The sequence below is a fragment of the Flectobacillus major DSM 103 genome (assembly GCF_000427405.1).
Taxonomy (GTDB): domain Bacteria; phylum Bacteroidota; class Bacteroidia; order Cytophagales; family Spirosomataceae; genus Flectobacillus; species Flectobacillus major.
The window spans coordinates 5,198,126-5,217,209 of record NZ_KE386491.1; the positions used below are offsets into that span (position 1 = coordinate 5,198,126).

16 protein-coding genes and 1 pseudogene are annotated in these 19,084 nt (G+C 37.9%); 8 read left to right on the forward strand and 9 right to left on the reverse strand.

Annotation, left to right across the window (positions count from 1 at the left end; all coding sequences use genetic code 11):
- Nucleotides 1-50: 50 nt before the first annotated feature.
- Nucleotides 51-803: an SDR family NAD(P)-dependent oxidoreductase gene (locus tag FLEMA_RS75190; RefSeq protein WP_044174002.1), complete on the forward strand. Its 753-nt coding sequence runs from the start codon at nucleotides 51-53 to the stop codon at nucleotides 801-803.
- 582 nt (nucleotides 804-1,385) lie between these two features.
- Here FLEMA_RS75190 and rlmB read toward each other — a convergent pair.
- Nucleotides 1,386-2,183 carry a 23S rRNA (guanosine(2251)-2'-O)-methyltransferase RlmB gene (gene rlmB / locus FLEMA_RS0161805; protein ID WP_026997534.1) on the reverse strand — a complete coding sequence of 266 codons (798 nt, stop codon included), beginning with the start codon at nucleotides 2,181-2,183 and terminating at the stop codon, nucleotides 1,386-1,388.
- Between the two features lie 102 nt (nucleotides 2,184-2,285).
- Nucleotides 2,286-3,536, reverse strand: a complete 1,251-nt coding sequence (locus FLEMA_RS0161810) for a GWxTD domain-containing protein (protein ID WP_026997535.1) — start codon at nucleotides 3,534-3,536, stop codon at nucleotides 2,286-2,288.
- A 262-nt stretch (nucleotides 3,537-3,798) separates the two neighbouring features.
- Here FLEMA_RS0161810 and FLEMA_RS75195 point away from each other — a divergent pair, with 262 nt between their 5' ends.
- Nucleotides 3,799-4,569, forward strand: a complete 771-nt coding sequence (locus FLEMA_RS75195; protein WP_044175322.1) for a class I SAM-dependent methyltransferase — start codon at nucleotides 3,799-3,801, stop codon at nucleotides 4,567-4,569.
- Nucleotides 4,570-4,592: 23 nt separating this feature from the next.
- Nucleotides 4,593-5,240 carry an O-methyltransferase gene (locus FLEMA_RS75200; protein WP_044174005.1) on the forward strand — a complete coding sequence of 216 codons (648 nt, stop codon included), beginning with the start codon at nucleotides 4,593-4,595 and terminating at the stop codon, nucleotides 5,238-5,240.
- A gap of 81 nt (nucleotides 5,241-5,321) precedes the next feature.
- Here FLEMA_RS75200 and FLEMA_RS0161860 read toward each other — a convergent pair whose 3' ends face one another.
- Nucleotides 5,322-7,676 (reverse strand): LysM peptidoglycan-binding domain-containing protein, encoded by a 2,355-nt coding sequence (locus tag FLEMA_RS0161860; RefSeq protein WP_026997540.1) that lies wholly within the window; start codon nucleotides 7,674-7,676, stop codon nucleotides 5,322-5,324.
- A 259-nt stretch (nucleotides 7,677-7,935) separates the two neighbouring features.
- Here FLEMA_RS0161860 and FLEMA_RS75205 point away from each other — a divergent pair, with 259 nt between their 5' ends.
- Nucleotides 7,936-8,514, forward strand: a complete 579-nt coding sequence (locus FLEMA_RS75205) for a DUF3109 family protein (RefSeq protein ID WP_044174007.1) — start codon at nucleotides 7,936-7,938, stop codon at nucleotides 8,512-8,514.
- Nucleotides 8,515-8,578: 64 nt separating this feature from the next.
- A complete protein-coding gene (locus FLEMA_RS75210; protein WP_044174008.1) occupies nucleotides 8,579-8,902 on the forward strand; it encodes an MGMT family protein in 324 nt (107 codons plus the stop codon).
- 94 nt (nucleotides 8,903-8,996) lie between these two features.
- On the opposite strand, the gene FLEMA_RS0161895 is transcribed toward FLEMA_RS75210, so the two are convergent.
- From FLEMA_RS0161895 to hemW, 3 genes are all read right to left on the reverse strand, one after another.
- Nucleotides 8,997-9,587 (reverse strand): lipocalin family protein, encoded by a 591-nt coding sequence (locus FLEMA_RS0161895; RefSeq protein ID WP_159102742.1) that lies wholly within the window; start codon nucleotides 9,585-9,587, stop codon nucleotides 8,997-8,999.
- 474 nt (nucleotides 9,588-10,061) lie between these two features.
- Nucleotides 10,062-10,868, reverse strand: coding sequence for a monofunctional biosynthetic peptidoglycan transglycosylase (gene mtgA, locus FLEMA_RS0161915; protein ID WP_229359534.1), 807 nt, complete (start codon nucleotides 10,866-10,868; stop codon nucleotides 10,062-10,064).
- A gap of 300 nt (nucleotides 10,869-11,168) precedes the next feature.
- Complete coding sequence (gene hemW / locus FLEMA_RS75215; protein ID WP_044174012.1) at nucleotides 11,169-12,293, reverse strand: radical SAM family heme chaperone HemW; 1,125 nt, start codon at nucleotides 12,291-12,293, stop codon at nucleotides 11,169-11,171.
- A gap of 256 nt (nucleotides 12,294-12,549) precedes the next feature.
- Between hemW and rfbC the strand changes: the two genes are divergently transcribed.
- Entirely contained in the window at nucleotides 12,550-13,080 is a 531-nt protein-coding gene (gene rfbC, locus FLEMA_RS75220) for a dTDP-4-dehydrorhamnose 3,5-epimerase (protein ID WP_044174013.1), read from the forward strand.
- A 57-nt stretch (nucleotides 13,081-13,137) separates the two neighbouring features.
- Here rfbC and FLEMA_RS75225 read toward each other — a convergent pair.
- Nucleotides 13,138-14,187, reverse strand: a pseudogene (locus FLEMA_RS75225) (4Fe-4S binding protein); the annotation flags it as partial.
- Nucleotides 14,188-14,216: 29 nt separating this feature from the next.
- Nucleotides 14,217-15,560, reverse strand: a complete 1,344-nt coding sequence (locus FLEMA_RS75230) for an NAD(P)/FAD-dependent oxidoreductase (RefSeq protein WP_044174015.1) — start codon at nucleotides 15,558-15,560, stop codon at nucleotides 14,217-14,219.
- Nucleotides 15,561-16,136: 576 nt separating this feature from the next.
- On the opposite strand from FLEMA_RS75230, the gene pyrR reads away from it, so the two are divergent.
- Together pyrR and FLEMA_RS75240 are read left to right on the forward strand one after the other, a co-directional pair.
- The gene (gene pyrR, locus FLEMA_RS75235) at nucleotides 16,137-16,673 is read left to right on the forward strand and encodes a bifunctional pyr operon transcriptional regulator/uracil phosphoribosyltransferase PyrR (protein WP_044174016.1); all 537 of its coding nucleotides are present in this window, start codon (nucleotides 16,137-16,139) and stop codon (nucleotides 16,671-16,673) included.
- 80 nt (nucleotides 16,674-16,753) lie between these two features.
- Nucleotides 16,754-17,677: an aspartate carbamoyltransferase catalytic subunit gene (locus FLEMA_RS75240; RefSeq protein WP_044174018.1), complete on the forward strand. Its 924-nt coding sequence runs from the start codon at nucleotides 16,754-16,756 to the stop codon at nucleotides 17,675-17,677.
- 140 nt (nucleotides 17,678-17,817) lie between these two features.
- On the opposite strand, the gene FLEMA_RS0162065 is transcribed toward FLEMA_RS75240, so the two are convergent.
- Nucleotides 17,818-18,981, reverse strand: a complete 1,164-nt coding sequence (locus FLEMA_RS0162065) for a glucosaminidase domain-containing protein (protein ID WP_026997548.1) — start codon at nucleotides 18,979-18,981, stop codon at nucleotides 17,818-17,820.
- Between the last annotated feature and the right edge of the window lie 103 nt (nucleotides 18,982-19,084).

The following is a 19,084-nucleotide window of genomic DNA, read 5'->3' on the forward strand; positions in this document are numbered from 1 at the left end:
ACAAACGAAAGGAAAAGCCTCGCTTTTTCGCAAACATATTATAGAGCGTTATGTCAAAATTAGCCATTATTACAGGAGCCAGTTCGGGTATCGGTAAAGCAACAGCCGAAGCCTTTGCCAAGTTAGGAATAGATTTGATTCTTTGCGGAAGACGTATCGAACGTTTGGAAGCTCTGAAAGAAACTTTAGAAAAAAGTGTAAATGTACATATCTTAACTTTTGATGTACGTAATAGAGAGGCCGTAGAAACAGCCTTGAATAGCTTGCCCGAAGCACTCAAGCAAGTAGATATTTTGGTTAATAATGCTGGAAATGCACATGGCTTAGGCACGATTCAAGATGGCGAGGTAGCCGACTGGGATGCAATGATTGACGGTAATGTAAAGGGTTTATTGTATGTGTCGAAGGTAGTGATGCCTTGGATGATTGCCCGTCAGGCAGGGCATATTATCAATATTAGCTCGATTGCTGGTAAGCAGACTTACCCCAATGGTAATGTATATTGTGCTTCAAAAGCGGCTGTAGAGGCTATTTCCGAAGGAATGCGTTTAGATTTGAATCCACACGGAATCAAAGTAACAAATGTAGCCCCAGGAGCGGTAGAAACCGAGTTTTCTTTGGTTCGTTTCAAAGGCGACAATGAGCGTTCTGATTCGGTGTATAAGGGTTTTCAGCCTTTGGTAGCTGAAGATATCGCCGATATTATAGCCTTTGCTGTAACTCGCCCTGCTCATGTAGTTATGGCCGATATTTTGGTATATCCAACGGCTCAGGCTTCACCTTCGGTAATTAATAGAAAATAAGAGATTGGTGATTGAGAGCGTTAGTGAATCAGTGAGATAGTGTCGATTTTTGAAAAAAGATTCAAATTAATAAAATCAAGTTTCTAAATTATCATTTACTCACTCATCATTAAGCACAAAAAAGCCCAATACCAAGGGCATCGAGCTTTTCGTATTCCGAACTTATTTATGGTAACTAATTATTTCTGCTTTTAACTGTATTAGTTTATTAGATAACGTTTTGTTAGGGAAAATGTTATACAGTAAAGTGCTGAGAATTAACATCTCAAATGTGTTTTATCGGCCTGATGAGTTTTAAATGGGAAGATATAAACCTATTTTAGGGTTGTAACTCACTTACGCGGCATCTTAGTAAACTGGTTTGATGAACTCAGAGTATGTTTTCATCAATTATTAGTCAAAAGTATAAATTCTTCCTTGAATTGAATTAATCTAAGTATCATTAATGAGTGAACGGCAACAAATTGGTTGTCAATGTATATTGTTAGTAACCTAATGATATACATATACTAATTCTACCAAACATAAAAAGCCCCAAGACAAATATGTATGTCTTGGGGCTTTTTGTATTTGAGGATTGGCTTAAATGCTCAATCGTTGGCGAACAGCTTCATATAAAATTACGCCATTGGCTACTGATACGTTTAGCGAACCAACACGGCCTGTCATTGGGATACTTGCCAAGTCATCGGCAATCTTTAAAAGCTCGTCCGAGATACCGTCTTCTTCAGAACCCATAATAATGGCTGTTGGAATAGAGAAGTCTAAATCAAAGATATTTTTCGATACTTTTTCGGTACATCCTACTACCTGAATACCTGATTCTTGTAGATATTTGACAGTTTGGTATAAGTTTTCTTCTCTACAAACTGGCAAAAAGTTCAATGCTCCCGAAGACGTTTTCATGGCATCGGCATTGATTTGAGCTGCTCCTTTGGTAGGGATCACAATGGCATTTACCCCTGTACATTCGGCTGTACGAGCAATTGCCCCAAAGTTGCGAACGTCGGTAATACGATCGAGGATTAGCAACAGGGGTATTTCACCTTTTTCGTAAATACCTGCAACTACGTTGTCGAGTTTGGCATAATTGATAGCCGAAACAAACGCAATTACCCCTTGGTGATTTTTACGAGTAATTCTATCAAGTTTTTCTGTAGGTACTTTTTGTACGGGAATACCTCTTAAACGGGCAAATTCGAGTACTTCCAAAGAGCCTAATTCTCTTTGTACCAGAATTTTATCTATTTCTTTTCCTGAACGAAGTGTTTCTAAAACCGATTGAATCCCAAACACAATGTCTTTGTTGTCGGGCTTGGGTTGTTGATTAAAATATTTAAAAGGCTTTTTAGGCCCATTGAACTTGTTTTCTTCTGACATGATATTAAAATTTTTACAAAGTTCGGAAAGTTTTTGGCAGGAAACAAAAAAGTGCCAGATTCGTATTGCTCTGACACTTCTTTGTTTATCTATTTTGGGCACTTATTTTACCACAATATCACCATTTCGCCATTGTTCTACTGTTGGAAACCAAATGGATTGGTATTCGGCGTAGCGTTGTAGCTCGTAGTGGTCTTCCACAAATTGATTGGCTCTTTTGTTAAAAGTAAAATTTACTTCCGAATATTGGCTATTACGGGTATATGTCCACACCTCTTTATCTTTGGTTCGTGTAATTCGAGTAGGGTCGCCCATGATAATCCAAACCATTCCTTTATCGGTTTTCCAGCCTTCTTTATAGCTTGTAAACATTCGGTTGGCTTGCTCAACACGTTGAAAAAATGCTTTTATGGTTCTTTTGGCATTATTTTGGTTGCCCTGCATGATATTGAGCCAATAGTTGTCTAAGGCTTTTTTAGCTTCTCTTGAGCCATACAAATCGGCTGTTTCGGAGCTTGTACTCATATAAATGAGTGGTCGAACTAGCTTTTCGGGACGAGTAAACTTGGGAAAACGCTTATCTACCACCATAGTACCTATACCAAAAGATTCGGTTGTATCGCGGGTAAAATAATAAAGAGCTTCGGTATTAAGATGCACCAATGTATTGGACTTAATCGAAAATGCAGAATCGACGTATAGGCTTTTCTGTGGCACACGTTGCGAAGTAGCCATTGGAGAAAGAGCTGGATCAAACTCGTATTTATATCTGAAAGCCTTAAAATTTTGGTTTTTGTTGTCGAGGCTTCTTAGGATCACTGTATCTGTAACAGAAAAAAAGCTTTTGAGAATCGGTAATTTACCTGTTTTGTCAAAAAACATAAAATAGTCACTTACCTTGCCCGACTGAAAGCGAACGAAGCAATCATTAGTGACTTTGTTGTTGGTGCGGTTGTCACGAATATCGGTCATTACTACGGCCGTTAGTAAATCTTTGGGTTTGGGGATATCAAACCAAACCGTAAACCAACCTGAGTCGTTGAGGAAGTTTTCGGTAGTAAGAGCTACCGTGCTGCTTGCAATAGGCTGTTTGTTGTTGTAGTCACTAAGCAAATTGTAGCTAATTACCAATTCCTTTAGGGCATCGCTTTGTGAGGTAGTGCGGTCGAGGTGCAAATTAACATATACACGAACCGTATTGCCATTATCCAAAAACTTACTTTTGGTAGCAATACGTTGTAGAGGCACACGATTTTCGAGGTTTTGCCCACTATTTTTTTTGGCTGTTGGCGAAGTCGGAGCACAAGCCCATAAAAGATAGAGAGAAGATAATAGGTAAATAAGTTTTTTCATATTGCTAAAATAATTGAGATCATCTCAAAAGTATCTTTATTACGTAAACAAAACGTTTGAAACGGCTTTTTTAATACAGAAAATCTAATTATTACTTGAATCTTCTAATAATTAGCAGATAAATAACGAACCAATTTAATCAGTATTTTTCTGATGTCAAGCAAAAGCGGTAATTTTGAAAAAAAAATACCATTACCCCAATTTAAAATCAGGTTGCCAGTGGGCAAACATTGGCAAGAATGATTTTATATATCAAAAAACAATGTATAAAACTACCGAAATCGCTTCTTCCGAGATTATTTCCGACAACCCTGTACACCAGCGATTGTTGTTCCCTTATATTGAGGCCGCTAAAATTGTTTCAGGTGATTTGCTTGAAATAGGTTGTGGCACTGGTAGAGGAGTAGCCGTGTTGGCTCCTTCTGTAAAAAACTATACGGGTGTTGACAAAAACGAGCCATTGATGACCAAGCTAACTGGCGAATACCCCGACTTTAAGTTTATCGATATGTTTTTGCCACCTCTCAAAGGTATTGCCGATAATTCTTTTGATTATATTGTTACTTTTCAAGTAATAGAGCATATCGAAGATGATGTAGCTTTTATCAAAGAGGCTTATAGGGTATTGAAACCTGGTGGTAAATTGATTCTCACTACCGTAAACCGCAAATACTCGCTGTCGAGAAACCCTTGGCACGTTAGAGAATATTTGGCAAAGGAGCTAAAAGATTTGATTTTACGCTATTTCCCTACTATCCAAACCAAGGGTATTCACGGCAATGCCAAGGTGATGGCTTACTATGAAGAAAATAAGCGTTCGGTACAAAAAATCACCAAATTTGATGTTTTCAATCTTCAATATCGTTTGCCAAGATGGATGTTGCAGATTCCTTATGATATTGCCAATCGCTTGAGCCGTAATTTGATTCAAAAATCAGATGGTAAATTGGTTTCAGATATTACTTGGCAAGATTATTTTATCAATGACGATGCCGAAGAATGTTTTGACTTCTTTTATATTGCTACAAAATAGTAGGCTCAATTATTTAATACAAAATGGACTTTCTCCCACAAAATATCAGCGATTATGCAGAGGCACATACTACTGCCGAGCATGATTTGCTGAAAAAACTTAATAGAGATACTCATCTGAAAATCCTGCAACCTCGAATGCTTTCGGGGCATTTGCAGGGGCGTTTTTTGGCAGAAATTAGCCATCTGATGCGTCCTCGCCGAATTTTAGAAATTGGAACTTATACGGGGTATTCGGCTTTGTGCCTAGCTGAAGGGCTGGTCGATGACGGTAAACTAATCACTATCGATATCAACGAAGAGCTTGAAACGTTTACTCGAAGCTTTTTTGAAGCTTCGGCTTTTGCCCATAAAATCGAATATATTATTGGCGATGCTGCCGAGATTATTCCTACCCTAAACGAGGTATTTGATTTAGTATTTATAGATGCCGACAAAATGAATTATACCAAATATTATAACTTGGTATTTGATTTAGTTAGAAAAGGGGGGTATATCTTGTCGGACAATGTGCTGTGGAGTGGTAAAGTGGCCAATATTCAAGAAGGTAAAAAAATCGACAAGGATACACGAAATCTACTGGATTTCAATAAGATGTGTCACGACGACCCACGTACCGAGAATATTCTGTTACCAATTCGAGACGGTATAATGATAAGTCGGAAAATATAGTTGTATCATATCTAATAAAAAGGGTTTCAATTGTATATCTGTTATGGATAGAAATTGAAACCCTTTTGTTGTTATGAGGTACTATCGAATAATCAACTTTTGACCAACTGAAATATTGGGTGATTTTAAACCATTGATTAACAATAATTGATTCACCGAAATACGATATATCTGTGATATTCTAAAGGCAGTTTCTCCAGCTTTGACAATATGAAAACTCTGTTCCTGTTGTACTGATGGTGGAGTAAGAGTTTCGTTTTTGGGAGGTGTGCTATCGGTTATACCAAAATTTGGCCGAATATTACCACCATAAATAGTAATTTCTTGACCAATTTCTACCGTATTTACTGTTAAGTTATTCCATTCCTTGAGGTTATCGACACTAACGTCATAAAATTTTGCAACTCTAAACAATGTTTCACCTTTTTGTACGGTATGAATAATTCTATAGTGTGGTTTAGCCTCCGAAGCCTTAAAGGTAGAAGGAGGTGCTGGCATTGGCTGAACAGGGTCGGGTTGTACTGCAGGAGGCACAGGTTTTTCAGTATTATCCTTTTGGATAACAGTTGTGCTATTTTTATCTTTACTTGGATTATAAGGTTCTACAGTAGGATAAACGTTGCTTGGGTCTTTAGGTTGTTCTTTTATTTGATCCGCTCCTAATGCCCCCGAACTAGTGCTTCTAAATACCTTAATATCTTGTCCAACCCTTAATACGTCTGAGGCACTGAGGTTGTTAAGTTGGTAAATTTCATCAACTTTCATGTTGTATTGTCGAGCTATACTGAAATAGGTTTGTTTGCTTTCTACTCTATGCACATAAATATTTTTGGTATTTATATCTGCATAAGGTTTCTCAGGTTGTTTTGGCTCAACATAAGGTTTCTCGGGTTGTTTTGGTTCAACGTAAGGTTTCTCAGGTTGTTTTGGCTCAACATAAGGTTTCTCGGGTTGTTTTGGCTCAACGTAAGGTTTCTCGGGTTGTTTTGGTTCAACATAAGGTTTCTCGGGCTGTTTTGGCTCAACATAAGGTTTCTCGGGTTGTTTTGGCTCAACATAAGGTTTCTCGGGCTGTTTTGGCTCAATTGGTCGAGGCTCAGGAATCGGATTAGTAATACTGCTATCAAATTGTGGGTCGGTATTTTGAGGGCGAGTATCAATGAGCCACAATACACGGCCTTTACCTAGTTTTTGTACGGTTGGGATTCTGTTTTTGTCCATCAAATCTTGCAAATGGATACCATACATTTGAGAAATTTGCCACAACGATTCATTGCCACGAACAGTATGGAATGCCACTTGAGCTTTGTGGTCTTTCTTTTTCAGATAATAAACCTGATTAGGAATGATACGGTCGTTTTCCTCTAAATCGTTGAATTTCAAAAAGCGTTTTAGACTAATATCGGCTCTTGATGCAATTCTTTCGGGGGTATCACCTTCTATTGCCAATATACCTTTACGCCCGTTTATTTCATAGAAAATAGCCTCGTTGGGGTTGGTATTAGCAGGAGATTTGCGTACTAAAACTGGAAAAGCATCATCTAACGGTATATCAGCAGTAAGAGGCCCCGAAGGGGTATAAGTAGGCGAACTCGAAAGCGTTGTTAGGGTTTGGTATTTACTACGGTCAACTACCAGATAAATCACATAATCTTTGTCATCGGGAATTGATTTTGAATTGAGCCAAGTGTTATTACTTTCAATTTCGCTTACAGTTATGCCCAGTTGGTTGGCTATTTCAGACAAACTTTTTCCACGAGTTTTTGAGTATTCAAACAAAACAGGGTTGTTATACGGAGGGTTTTGTTTGGCTCTGCTGTATTCGGTTTCTAAGACAATCTTGTAGGCCAAGAATCGTAGTACATACCAATCGGTATCGCCTGTAACAGTAATGGTCTGTTTGTTGGCCCAGTCCATGGCGTTCGATTTTCTAAAATTGGTATAACCCAAACGATAGGATAACAAACTGGCCATCCAGTTGCCCAAAAGGTCATTATGTTTTTTGAAATAGCTACAAGCAGCTTTGGTAGAAGCACTCAGGTGCTTTCGTTCGTCCATCACACCGTCTATACGCAGGTAGAAGCCTTTGGCCGTTTCTTTCTTAAATTGCCAAAAACCAATGGCATCGGAGGTTGATCGAGCGTCGGCGTTAAGGAAACTTTCCTGAACGCATAAATATTTGAATTCGTCGGGTACTTTTTCTTCTTCAAGAATACGCTCAATAGTGGGCAAATGCGTTAGCATTTTGCCTAGAATTTTATCAAGATAATTTCTATTAATTGTAAGATTGTTTACCTCGGTTTGGATTTTCGTACGGGCGTCGCTGTTAATTTTTATATTAACAGAACCAAAAAAAATATTTTGGGGTACCTCCTGAGCCAATAATTGACTGGAAAATACAACTAAAGCAAGTAATAGCGAGAGTCCCTTATTCATGAACGTATTAAAATAAAAGTAAGAAATGGGAGTATTGATGCACATCAAATTTATATTCCTAGTTTGGCGGTTGGGATTTATAAGGTATTGTCAAATATCTAACTCAATTAAGATGCCAAATTGTTAAAGAATGTAAAAATTCACTTAATTTCGTTTTCTTTTTCATCATTTACCACATTTTATTCTCGAAAAAAAGAGGATAAAATAAATTTGGTAGAGTAGCTTTTTGTAAAAATTTAACGAATATAGTAATAGGATTATGATTTTAATTGAGAATACGGTCATTAGTGACGATATAGCCGAAAAATTTTTTGTTTGTGACTTGCTCAAATGCCGTGGAGCTTGTTGTGTAGAAGGCGATTTGGGTGCTCCTCTCGAAGACGATGAATTGCCTTTGATGGAAGAGGTTTTTGAGCAGGTAAAGCCTTATCTGTCGCCAGAAGGACTAGCTGTTATTGAAAAAGAGGGTAAATACGTAAAAGACTGGGAAGGCGATTATTCTACCCCTGTTATTGAGGGCCGTGAATGTGCTTTTGCAATTTATGATGACAGAGGTATTTTGAAATGTGGTATTGAGCAGGCATATTTCGACGGCAAAATCTCTTTTCGCAAACCAATTTCGTGTCATTTATATCCTATTCGTATTACCAAGTACGATGAATATGATGCCCTTAATTATGACCGTTGGCATATTTGCTCTGATGCCTGCTCGCATGGCGAACAGCTTGGCGTAGAGTTGTATAAGTTTTTGAAAGAACCTCTTATCCGAAAATATGGTGAAGCTTGGTATCAAGAACTACTTCAAGAAGTAAGTGAACGCCAAGACGAAAAGGAATAAATATTGATAAAAAATACCGAGATGAAGGCTAAGCTTAGCACAACTCGTTCAATTACTGTATAATATGCCAGAAAATGCTTTCGACGATATTTACCAGGTGGTAAAGCTTGTTCCTTTGGGTAGAGTGACTACTTATGGGGCTATAGCGGCCTATTTGGGGCGAAAAGGAGGAGCAAGATTTGTAGGCTGGGCTATGAATGCCTGTCACGGCGATGCCTCTATTCCAGCACATAGAGTAGTAAATAGAAACGGGGTACTCACAGGAAAAGCTTTTTTTGGCGGTAACCGAATGCAGGAATTACTAGAACAAGAAGGTATTGTCGTAAAAAATGATACCATTGTAGATTTTAAAAAACACCTTTGGAAACCACTCACAGAGCTTCTATAGATACCCAAAAATAAAAAGCCTCAAATGCGTTTTACATTTGAGGCTTTTTTATAAAACAACTTTTTGAGTTTTTATAAAATTCCCTACGTGATGTTTACCCTCTGGGGCTCATTTGGTAGGTTATACTAACAAGTTGCGTGTTTTCATCGACAATACCAGCAAAAAAACCAGCAAATACCGCAGCCGTCGGAATATCAATATCGTCTATTTTTTGAATATCCCATTTTACTTTTCTGGCATTGATACTCATGTGAAGTACCAAGGTTTTTTTATCAGTTTTGATAATATCCCAAAATACCTCTTTTTTGTCCTCCAATACCATCTTTAGTTTGGTATTATGGTCTACAAGCTTCCATTTCCCATGATGTTTGTCGCCACCTTCGTCGGTGTATGTTACAGTACCATCGGGCGATAGCTTAAAGGACTCTTTGGAGTAATCTCGCAAATTGGCAGTTTCTCCTCTTTGGTACAGAACATCTTTTCTAGCGTCTGCTTGGTAATTAACGGCGTTAATTGTCCATGTTTTAGCCAATTGAGTACTCATTTCATCATCTTCGAGCAGCTCGCTGATGATAGATTGGCTATCTTGAGAAGAAAGGTCGTGTTGTTTCTGCTTAACTTTACAAGCAGTAAATAGCATTCCAAAACTTAAAATGATAATGCTAATTGATAGAAACTTTCTCATATACATGATTGGGTTTTAGTGATATAAAAAACCTCTTTCGGCTTTTTATCAGACTACTGTACACAAACTGTTTTCAAGTGGTAGTCATTCTTTGAAAATCTCACTTTTTGTTATAGAAACAAAAGGAGACAGTCATCCCATATTTCCCTTCTGCAAGGTCAATAGAATGAAGGCAGTAATAACCTTTATAAATGGTTAGGTTTTGGATTATTCTGTGAAAATATATATCCCGAAATGATACTGGGAATTGATGAGTTACTAAGTAAGGGACTGTCTGACAGTTGTTTAAAAGTGACGAGTAAAATTGTGATTCAAAGAACGTTTTTGGATATTTTCACAAGTATGTATGCAAAGGTAATACTTTTTTTATGTGAATTCCAAACCGTTTAATAATAAAGCGATTGGGCTAGATGGGCTAATAAGGAAGAAAAAAGGGTTCTAAAACCTGATAAAATGGTAATAGAACCCTGCTTTTTAGAGATTGCTAAGGTATGCTTTTCCGCCTAATCCTCGCATTTGTCGAACAATAAAATTGGTGCGACGTTGTACGTAAGGCGATGGGTTTTTTATTGAAAAACGGTTGGGGCTAGGCAGCACGGCTGCTATTCGGGCAGCCTCGGCACGGCTCAACGAATTGGCTGAATGCCCATAATATCGCAGTGACGCTGCTTCTACACCAAAGGTCATTTTGCCTGTTTCGGCAATATTGAGGTACACTTCCAAGATACGTTCTTTGCCCCAAATAAGCTCTATCATAAAGGTAAAATAAGCTTCTAATACTTTACGAATATAGCTTCGGCCTTGCCATAAAAACACGTTTTTGGCTACTTGTTGCGAAATAGTACTTGCTCCTTTGATTTTTTTCCCTTTAAAATTATGTTTAAACGCCCCCCACATAGCATCAAAATCAAAGCCGTGATGTTGTGGAAATAGCTGGTCTTCTGAAGCTACAACAGCCAAAGCTACTTCTTTTGAAATATTCTCGTAAGGCTCCCAATCTGAATGAATTTCTGAATCTTTGCCAGCTGCAATAGCTTCAAATTTTCGGTCAATCATAGTTGGGGTAATCCAAACAGGTACAAACTTGAAAAATAGTACCAACCCCAAAGAAACCATAAAAAAGTAAATAATAGCTTTGATAAAGAGCCTTTGCAAAAACTGCACAAACGAGTACTCTTCACGCAATGCTTTGTACCGCTGCCACCACGAAAGAGAAGGCTCATTGCTAAAAGGAGTATTATTTGGTTCGGCCATTATATTTTTAAATGTATTTTTTCCCATAAACAAAGCAGAATAGTGATTGTTAGGTTAATTAGATTTTTGTACTTTTCTTATATATAAGTGGTAATGTGTGCAATAATGCTTTGGGGTGGCATAACCATTGTTGGCAAGGGCTATTTGCCTGACAATCAACCACCAAATCGGGTGAACGAATGTCTTGTTTCTTGGTATTATTGGAGTAAGGCGTTTATAATAACTACAAAATTACGCAAAATTATGCGTATGATATACTACTATTCGAGGATGTGTGTCTAAAAATAATGCAAAATATTGATATGCAATCAGATGGTTCTTATAAAATTAATCTAAAAACAAATCTGATGCGATCCTGTCGGCAAACAACTTACCTTTTTCGGTTAATTTGATAACCTGATTTTGAATAGCAATATGCTCGATGGCTTGTAATTGAACTAGGCTTTTGGCTTGTTTTTGAAGAAAACTTTCGCCTAAAATAGCATCAAGATACGACACCTGACAGCCCCAAATGGTACGTAATCCTGTGAGTAAATATTCGTTTACTTGGTCGGCTATGCTTAGTACTTCGACAGTCGCAGGAATATTATTTTGCTGAATATGCTGAATATACTTGGCATTGTTGGCAATATTATATTGACGAGAATACCCATTAAAACTATGTGCCGAAGGCCCAATTCCTAGATATTCTTCTTGTTTCCAGTAGCTTGTATTGTGTTTTGAGTACTGCTGATGGCGGGCAAAATTAGAAATTTCGTACTGTTCAAAACCATGCTGTTGTAGGCCTTGAGTAAGAATTGTAAACTGCTCGGCTGCATATTCGTCGTCGATATGTTTGATTTTGCCTTGTTTGGCCCATTTTCCAAAAACAGTTTGTGGCTCGATAGTAAGGCAATAAGCCGATATATGGTTCAGGTTGAGCGATATAGCCTTTTGAATATCACTGTATAAAATTTGGTGGTCATTGGAGGGAATCGCATAAATTAAATCAATGGTAATATTTTGGATACCAGCATCTTGGGCGATTTTTACGCAGTTTTCGGCCTCGTGGGCATTATGAGCCCGATTCATTTTTTGAAGATGTCCCTCATTAAAAGACTGAATACCTACACTCAGGCGATTGATTCCTAATTTTTGGAGAGCTGCCACTTTTTCCCAACTCAAATCATCAGGATTGGCCTCCATTGTAATTTCGGCGTCACTTTTAATAGAAAATGTTTGGTGAAGGGTATCCATAATCTGTGCCAAATCGTTTTCGGCTAATAATGAAGGCGTGCCGCCACCAAAATAAACAGTGTCGATAATAGGGTTTTGTAAGTATAATTTCTGTAATCGGATTTCCTGACAAATGGCCTCAACCATTGGCTGTTTGAGCAATAAAGATGTACTAAAATGAAAATCACAATAGTAGCAAGCTTGTTTACAAAAAGGAATATGGATATATATGTGCATATTAAAGACTCGTTCTGCAAAGAATCGGATAAAAATTAGCGAAGTTAGGCTTGGGAAAATAAGGGTTTATCATACAAAATTACGGACTTCTACGGGCAAAGTGCTATAGAGTAAGAATATTCTTGTGTAGTAGCGTAAAATTATTTTTTTGATATTAGCCCAATAATATTTTAGTATTCTTATTGAATAAGGTAACTTTGGGAAAGTTTTCTCAAAAAAATAGTATTACCGACGTATATAAATATAAAACTATACAATGCAATTCAAAACCACTGCATTGGAAGGCTTAATAGAATGCTTTCCAACCATTTTTGAAGATGAAAGAGGTTTCTTTTTTGAATCTTACAATCAGAAAAGCTTTGAGGCTAATGGAATTAAAGGCAATTTTGTTCAAGACAATCACTCTTGGTCAAAGGCTGGTGTTGTTCGAGGCTTACACTTTCAGTACGACCCATTTGCTCAGGGTAAATTAGTTCGTTGTATTACAGGAAAAGCCATGGATGTTGTTGTCGATATTCGTCGCAATTCGCCTACATTTGGACAACATGTAAAAGTATTGCTCGACTCGAAAGTAGGCAATATGTTATTTGTTCCAGCAGGATTTGCCCATGGTTTTGTAGCTTTAGAAGAAACGGTTTTTGTGTATAAATGTACCGAGTTTTGGCACAAAGCTTCTGAGTCGGGTATTATCTATAACGACCCAGATTTAGGTATTGATTGGGGTATCGAAAATCCTATTGTTTCATCAAAAGATTTGTTATTGCCTACTTTCAAAGAATTGAAATAGGGCTTTCCCAAAAATTTTGAGGCATAAAAAAGAGGTTAACGTCTGTGTAACCTTTTTTTATGCCTCAATTTCTACAGTTCCATTTTCGAGTTTTAAGACACCTCTCGGACAAACTTCAGCACAGATACCACAGCCTACACACGACGCACGCACAATGTCTTGTCCTTTTTGGGCATAAGCTCGTACATCTATTCCCATTTCGCAGTAGGTCGAGCAGTTGCCACATGAAATACATTGCCCTTGGTTTACACTTATTCGATACCGTGATTTAAAACGCTGAATAATACCCATATAGGCTGCTAATGGGCAGCCAAAGCGACACCAAATTCTATTGCCCATAAGTGGATAAAAGCCTGTGCCTACTACACCCGCAAAAATACTTCCTATCAAAAAACCATAAATATAACGCACATAATTGGTGTCGATAATACCAAATAACCACGCACTTTTACTCCAATATGTGTACAGAACGCCTATGGTCATGATAATAGAAAACACCAAAACGCTATAAATACTATACCGTTCTATTTTCCAGGCTTTGAGGGATTTGTCAGAAAGATGACGGAACGAATCGCCTGCTGTTTCGGCAAGACCACCACAGCCACAAACCCACGAGCAGTACCATCGCTTGCCAAAGAAGTAGGTCATTAGGGGTACACCTACCAAAAATAGAAAACAACCCCAGCCCAACATAAATAGTCCTATATTACCAGCTTTTAGTTTTTCTTCGATACGATAATCGAAAAAGAAGGTGTAATCTAAAGGGAATATATTTTTTAAGTCTTGATAAGGATAATTGAGCTTGGCCATGAGTTCGGGTAAAAGAAAGGCAAATATTACCTGAAAAAACATAACTGAGATACTCCTGAGTACCTGATAGGTATTGTGCCAATATTTTAAAATCATTCTGACACCCATAACCACAATGGCTACAGTATAGAGTAAGCCATACAAAAACCATTGGTCGGCAGGTTGCTGTCTGAGTTTTATGCTTATAGGGTTTGCCAAGGCAATAATAGGCTGTAAGTACTGAGGAAACCAATACAAAGCAATATAAAAAACGATGAGGAGGCTTCCGAGCAATATGCCTAAGATACCTCTGTGGGTAAATGAATAGGCTATTTTTTGTGTAACAGTCATATAGAAAGCATTTTGCTAAGCCATTGTCTGAACGTTCTTGGTACAGCAATAGCCTGATGAGGAAACCGAATATTATATTGAGCTATCAGGGCTTGATAATAACTTGGTGAAAATTCTGTATCAAAATTGGCTTTTTCCCAATTACAAAGTACAAAAGATAAGCTTTTTTGTGTTTGAATCCAGTTTTCACAAACGGCTTGCCGTAGGCGAAGGCCAATAGCATGAATGCCTAATACCTGATAATCATGCGAATACTGAATTCTGATACATTGGTTTTTATGGGGATTTTTCCAATAAAATTGTGCTATCCCTTCATCCTGAAAAGGAGCAACTCGACCATAAACCTGATACTCTAGGCCAAAAAATTTGGCAGAATTATAAAACACTGGAGGTTGGTAGGGCTGTGGTTGTTGACAAATCGTATAGGCTAACGTTTTGCCCATGAGGCGACCTGTGTACCAAATAGCCTCAGTAGCTTTTCGGCCAGAGGGTACATTGCGAAGCTCGGCACAATCGCCAATCGCAAAAATATCTGCCTCACTGGTTTCTAAAAAGTTGTTTACCAAAACACCCTTGTTGGTTTCGAGTAAGCCTTTTGCTAGGGTAATATTGGGTGTAACCCCTATGGCTAGCCCAACAAACTGACAGTCTATAGATTGGTTTTGGTGGGTAGTTATACCAATTACTTGCTTTTTTTCATTCAAAATAAGCTCTTTCAAGGTATTGCCCGTAATAACCTGAACCCCTTTCTGGCGGAGATATTCCGTTACAAAAGAGGCTTCTTCTGGTGGAAGAGTATTGCCCCAAAAATAGGGTTCACGAATAAGCATGGTAACCTGTATTTGTCGAGCCATAAACATTTCGGCCATTTCAACACCTATTAAACCACCACCAATAATAACTGCCGATTGAACACGCTGGGTTAGGGTATCTATTGCCTCCAAATCCTGAATAGAGTACAACCCCTGTACACCTATGGCATCTTCTGGAATTTTGGGTAGGGTTTTGTACTGCGAGCCAGTTGCCAAAATCAGTTGGTCGTAATGTAGGCTTTGAGTACGCTGATTGATAGTTACAAGCAACTTTTTTTGCTGTGGTAAAATTTGATTTACACAGCCTTGTAGCAGGTTTATATTATTTTTTGACCAAAAATCAGGTTCGTAAGGTTGCGTTTGAGCCAACGACATCTTGCCCATAAATACATACATCAATGCCGTACGAGCATAGAAATAGGGCGATTCGTCCGAAATAATAGTAATCTCGTAATTACTCATTTTGCGAATATGCCGAGCCGCCGTAACGCCAGCAATCCCATTCCCGATAATAATAACTTTTTTCATAAGTAACTATTTATGAATAATTTAAGTGGAAGTGCTAAGGTTTTGAGGTAATCGTATTAATTATTAAGTCGAAAAAGTTGACTTTATTTTGTACAACTCCTTAATAAGACGCTAGTGTATTTTACAAACAAAACCAAACATAATGTTATCTTAAAAATCCTGATTTTGAGGAGTATTTCAGAAACTTTAAATTGGTGTTATGAATCTAACCCGAAATAAGTTGCAACAGTTATTAAATCTCAAAATTAAGGTTAATGCTGTTTTGGAGAACACCAACTAAAAGCAACCCTTATTAGTTTTAATTATTTAGATAAAAGCCTAAAATCATAAAAAAGCTAATCATATCCTGTAATTTTGTGGAAAGTTAAATTCATTCGGCATTATTTACAATTCATCATTAGTTCTGTACGAAAGTATAAATGCTATTTGGGTTTTTGGGGTATGATTAAAAGGCTAGATTTATCATCAAGAAAAGAGCAATAAATCTTATCAAGCCAAAATCAAAAATCAGACATCTGAAATTTTTCAATCCTTCGCACACTACTGATTCATAATTAACTATTATCTTTGCAGTCGATGCAACGTAAACTTATTCTTTCAAGCCCCCTCTTAGAGATAACAATCAGTCGTCTCTGTCAAGAATTGATAGAGAACCATCAGGATTTTACTGATACAGTTATCATTGGTTTGCAACCACGAGGCATATATTTTGCCCAACGAATTCATAAAGAGTTATTAAAAATTACGGGTAAAAATATTCCTATTGGCCAGCTAGATGCCACATTTTATCGTGATGACTTTCGCCGTCGTGAGCCTTTAAAACCCAATGCCACCAAAGTACCATTTTTGATAGAAAATAAAAATGTTATTTTGATTGATGATGTTTTGGCTACAGGACGTATGGTTCGTGCTGCCCTAGACGCTATGACGGCTTTTGGCCGCCCTAATAAGGTAGAATTGTGTGTTATGATAGATAGGATTTATAACCGTGATTTACCCGTAAAGCCAGATTACGTAGGCAAAAAGGTAAATACCATAGACACCGAGAAGGTATTGGTAGAATGGCAAGAACAAGGCCATGATGCTGACAGAATTTGGTTGATTACAAAATAATATGAAGGCACGATTCTTGTGAGTCGTGTATTTTTTTGAGCTATTTTTATCGATTCGAGCGAATCGAGCCATATAATCCCATGCAAAAATTAAGCACAAGACATCTTTTGGGCATTAAAGACCTTACGCCCGACGACATTGAACTTATCATGGCTACGGCCACAGAGTTTAAGGAAGTGATTAACCGTCCTATCAAAAAAGTACCTTCGTTGCGTGATGTAACGATTGCCAATGTGTTTTTTGAAAACTCAACACGAACACGCCTTTCGTTTGAATTAGCCGAAAAACGCCTTTCGGCCGACACCCTGAGCTTCTCGGCTGCTGGTAGTTCGGTAAAAAAAGGTGAAACACTCCTTGATACTGTCAATAATATTTTGGCAATGAAAGTAGACATGATAGTGATGCGTCATGCTAGCCCAGGGGCGCCACACTTTTTGTCGAAGCATATCAACGCTAATATTGTGAATGCTGGCGATGGTACACACGAGCATCCAACTCAGGCATTGCTTGATTCTTTTTCAATGCGAGAAAAACTGGGAGATTTGTCAGGTAAAAAAATTGCTATTATTGGCGATATTTTGCACTCAAGAGTGGCATTATCCAATATTTTTGCCCTGAAAAAACAAGGAGCAGAAGTAATGTTGTGTGGGCCTTCTACTTTGATTCCAAGACATATTACCGACTTGGGGGTTTTGGTGTCGCACGATGTAAAACAAGCTTTGGCTTGGTGCGATGTTGCCAATGTATTGAGAATCCAATTGGAGCGTCAGCAAATCAAATATTTCCCTTCGCTTCGTGAGTATTCTTTGTATTATGGAATCAATAAAAGAATGCTGGATGAACTTGACAAAGAAATCGTATTGATGCACCCCGGCCCAATCAACCGTGGCGTTGAGCTTTCGTCGGATGCCGCCGATTCGCATCATTCCATTATATTAGATCAAGTAGAAAATGGTGTAGCCGTAAGAATGGCCGTTTTATATTTGTTAGCAGCTCAAAACTAATTGATATTATATCGTTGGAGTAACCTGAACTCCAACGATATAATAAGCCTACTAGCTTACAAGTACAGAGTCTTGAAACTAAATAGTATAATAACTAACGGCTTGTTAAGTAATTGTATATCAGTATATTTTTCTTGGTGTTAGTCAAAATCAATAAGATTATATTTTGAAACTATCTTCATGGTTTTTTCTGCATAGTATCTCCCTCCTAAGTGCGTATAGCCCCTTTCGCCGAGCATATAAGCAAAATTATAAGCAGCCGTTGACTTTGATACACCACTATTAATTTGGCGTTGATAAAACCTCGCAACGCTAGAGTAATCTCTTTTCCACAGCCCTGTTTTATGTAAAAAAACCTCTTCTACAAGAAATCTGATACAGTCAGAACGAGACCTAAACGAGCGATACCAGTTATCTTTTCTGATACTTTCGTCGTAAATATGCTGACCTAATTCGGTAGTTTTAATGATTCTTACCTGCCCATTGTGTTCGTCGGGTTGTCCCTTTAGCTGGTAGGCATTGGCTGTACTTTTCCATTGTTTTAGACCAAAAAAATTGTTGGCATATACAGCAGTACGGCTGTAGCCATAGCCACTTTCGAGGGCGGCCATTGCCATGATAATACTAGCAGGAACATTGTATTTGCGGGCAATACTTACTACTTCGGGCTGAATTTCTCTTAGAAAATTATTGGCATCTTCAATCGACGGATAGCCTATTGCTGTTGAATATACATTTTGATTGAGTCCATTGACAGGGTCTTCGCTGGGAGTGGCAGGAAAAGTTAGGTACGATGCCCGACTTGTAGCCACCAAAGCCGCTGTAATAGGTGAAGTGGTTGATGGATTGGGAGTATAAATTTTATCTTGAGCTGGTTGAATATTTGAATAGGCATTAGGCTCGTAGCGGTGAGCATACACATGCAGGGTTTTATTAATGGTAATTTCACCTGTAAGTACACTAAGAGAATCATTGCTCGAAGATAAACCTACAAATTTAAGTTTTTTGGTACTTGGATACGCAAACTTAAATTTTAGCTGAGCTTTGTTGTTAGAAACCCACGCAGAGCCAAGGCTAGAGCCATTCACAAAGACTCGAATCCTTTTGATATTATTTTGGGTTGAAAAAGAAAATACAACCTCTTGCCCCGTATTGGCATTACGAGGATAATTGACGTATAACCCCATAGAAGTATCTTTTGTGGTAAAAGATAAAAGTGAGGATAATATTATGGTGGTTAGGAACAGGGCGAAGCCTGAACAGTCGATAGCATAAGCTACCGATTGTATTTTTCTTTTAAGCATAAATAATTAGGAGTATGATAGGTAAATAATAACAAGTGTGACGGGAATATTACTGACGGGAATATTCAAAAAAAAAGCAACAAAAATCGTGCCTTTTTGTAAA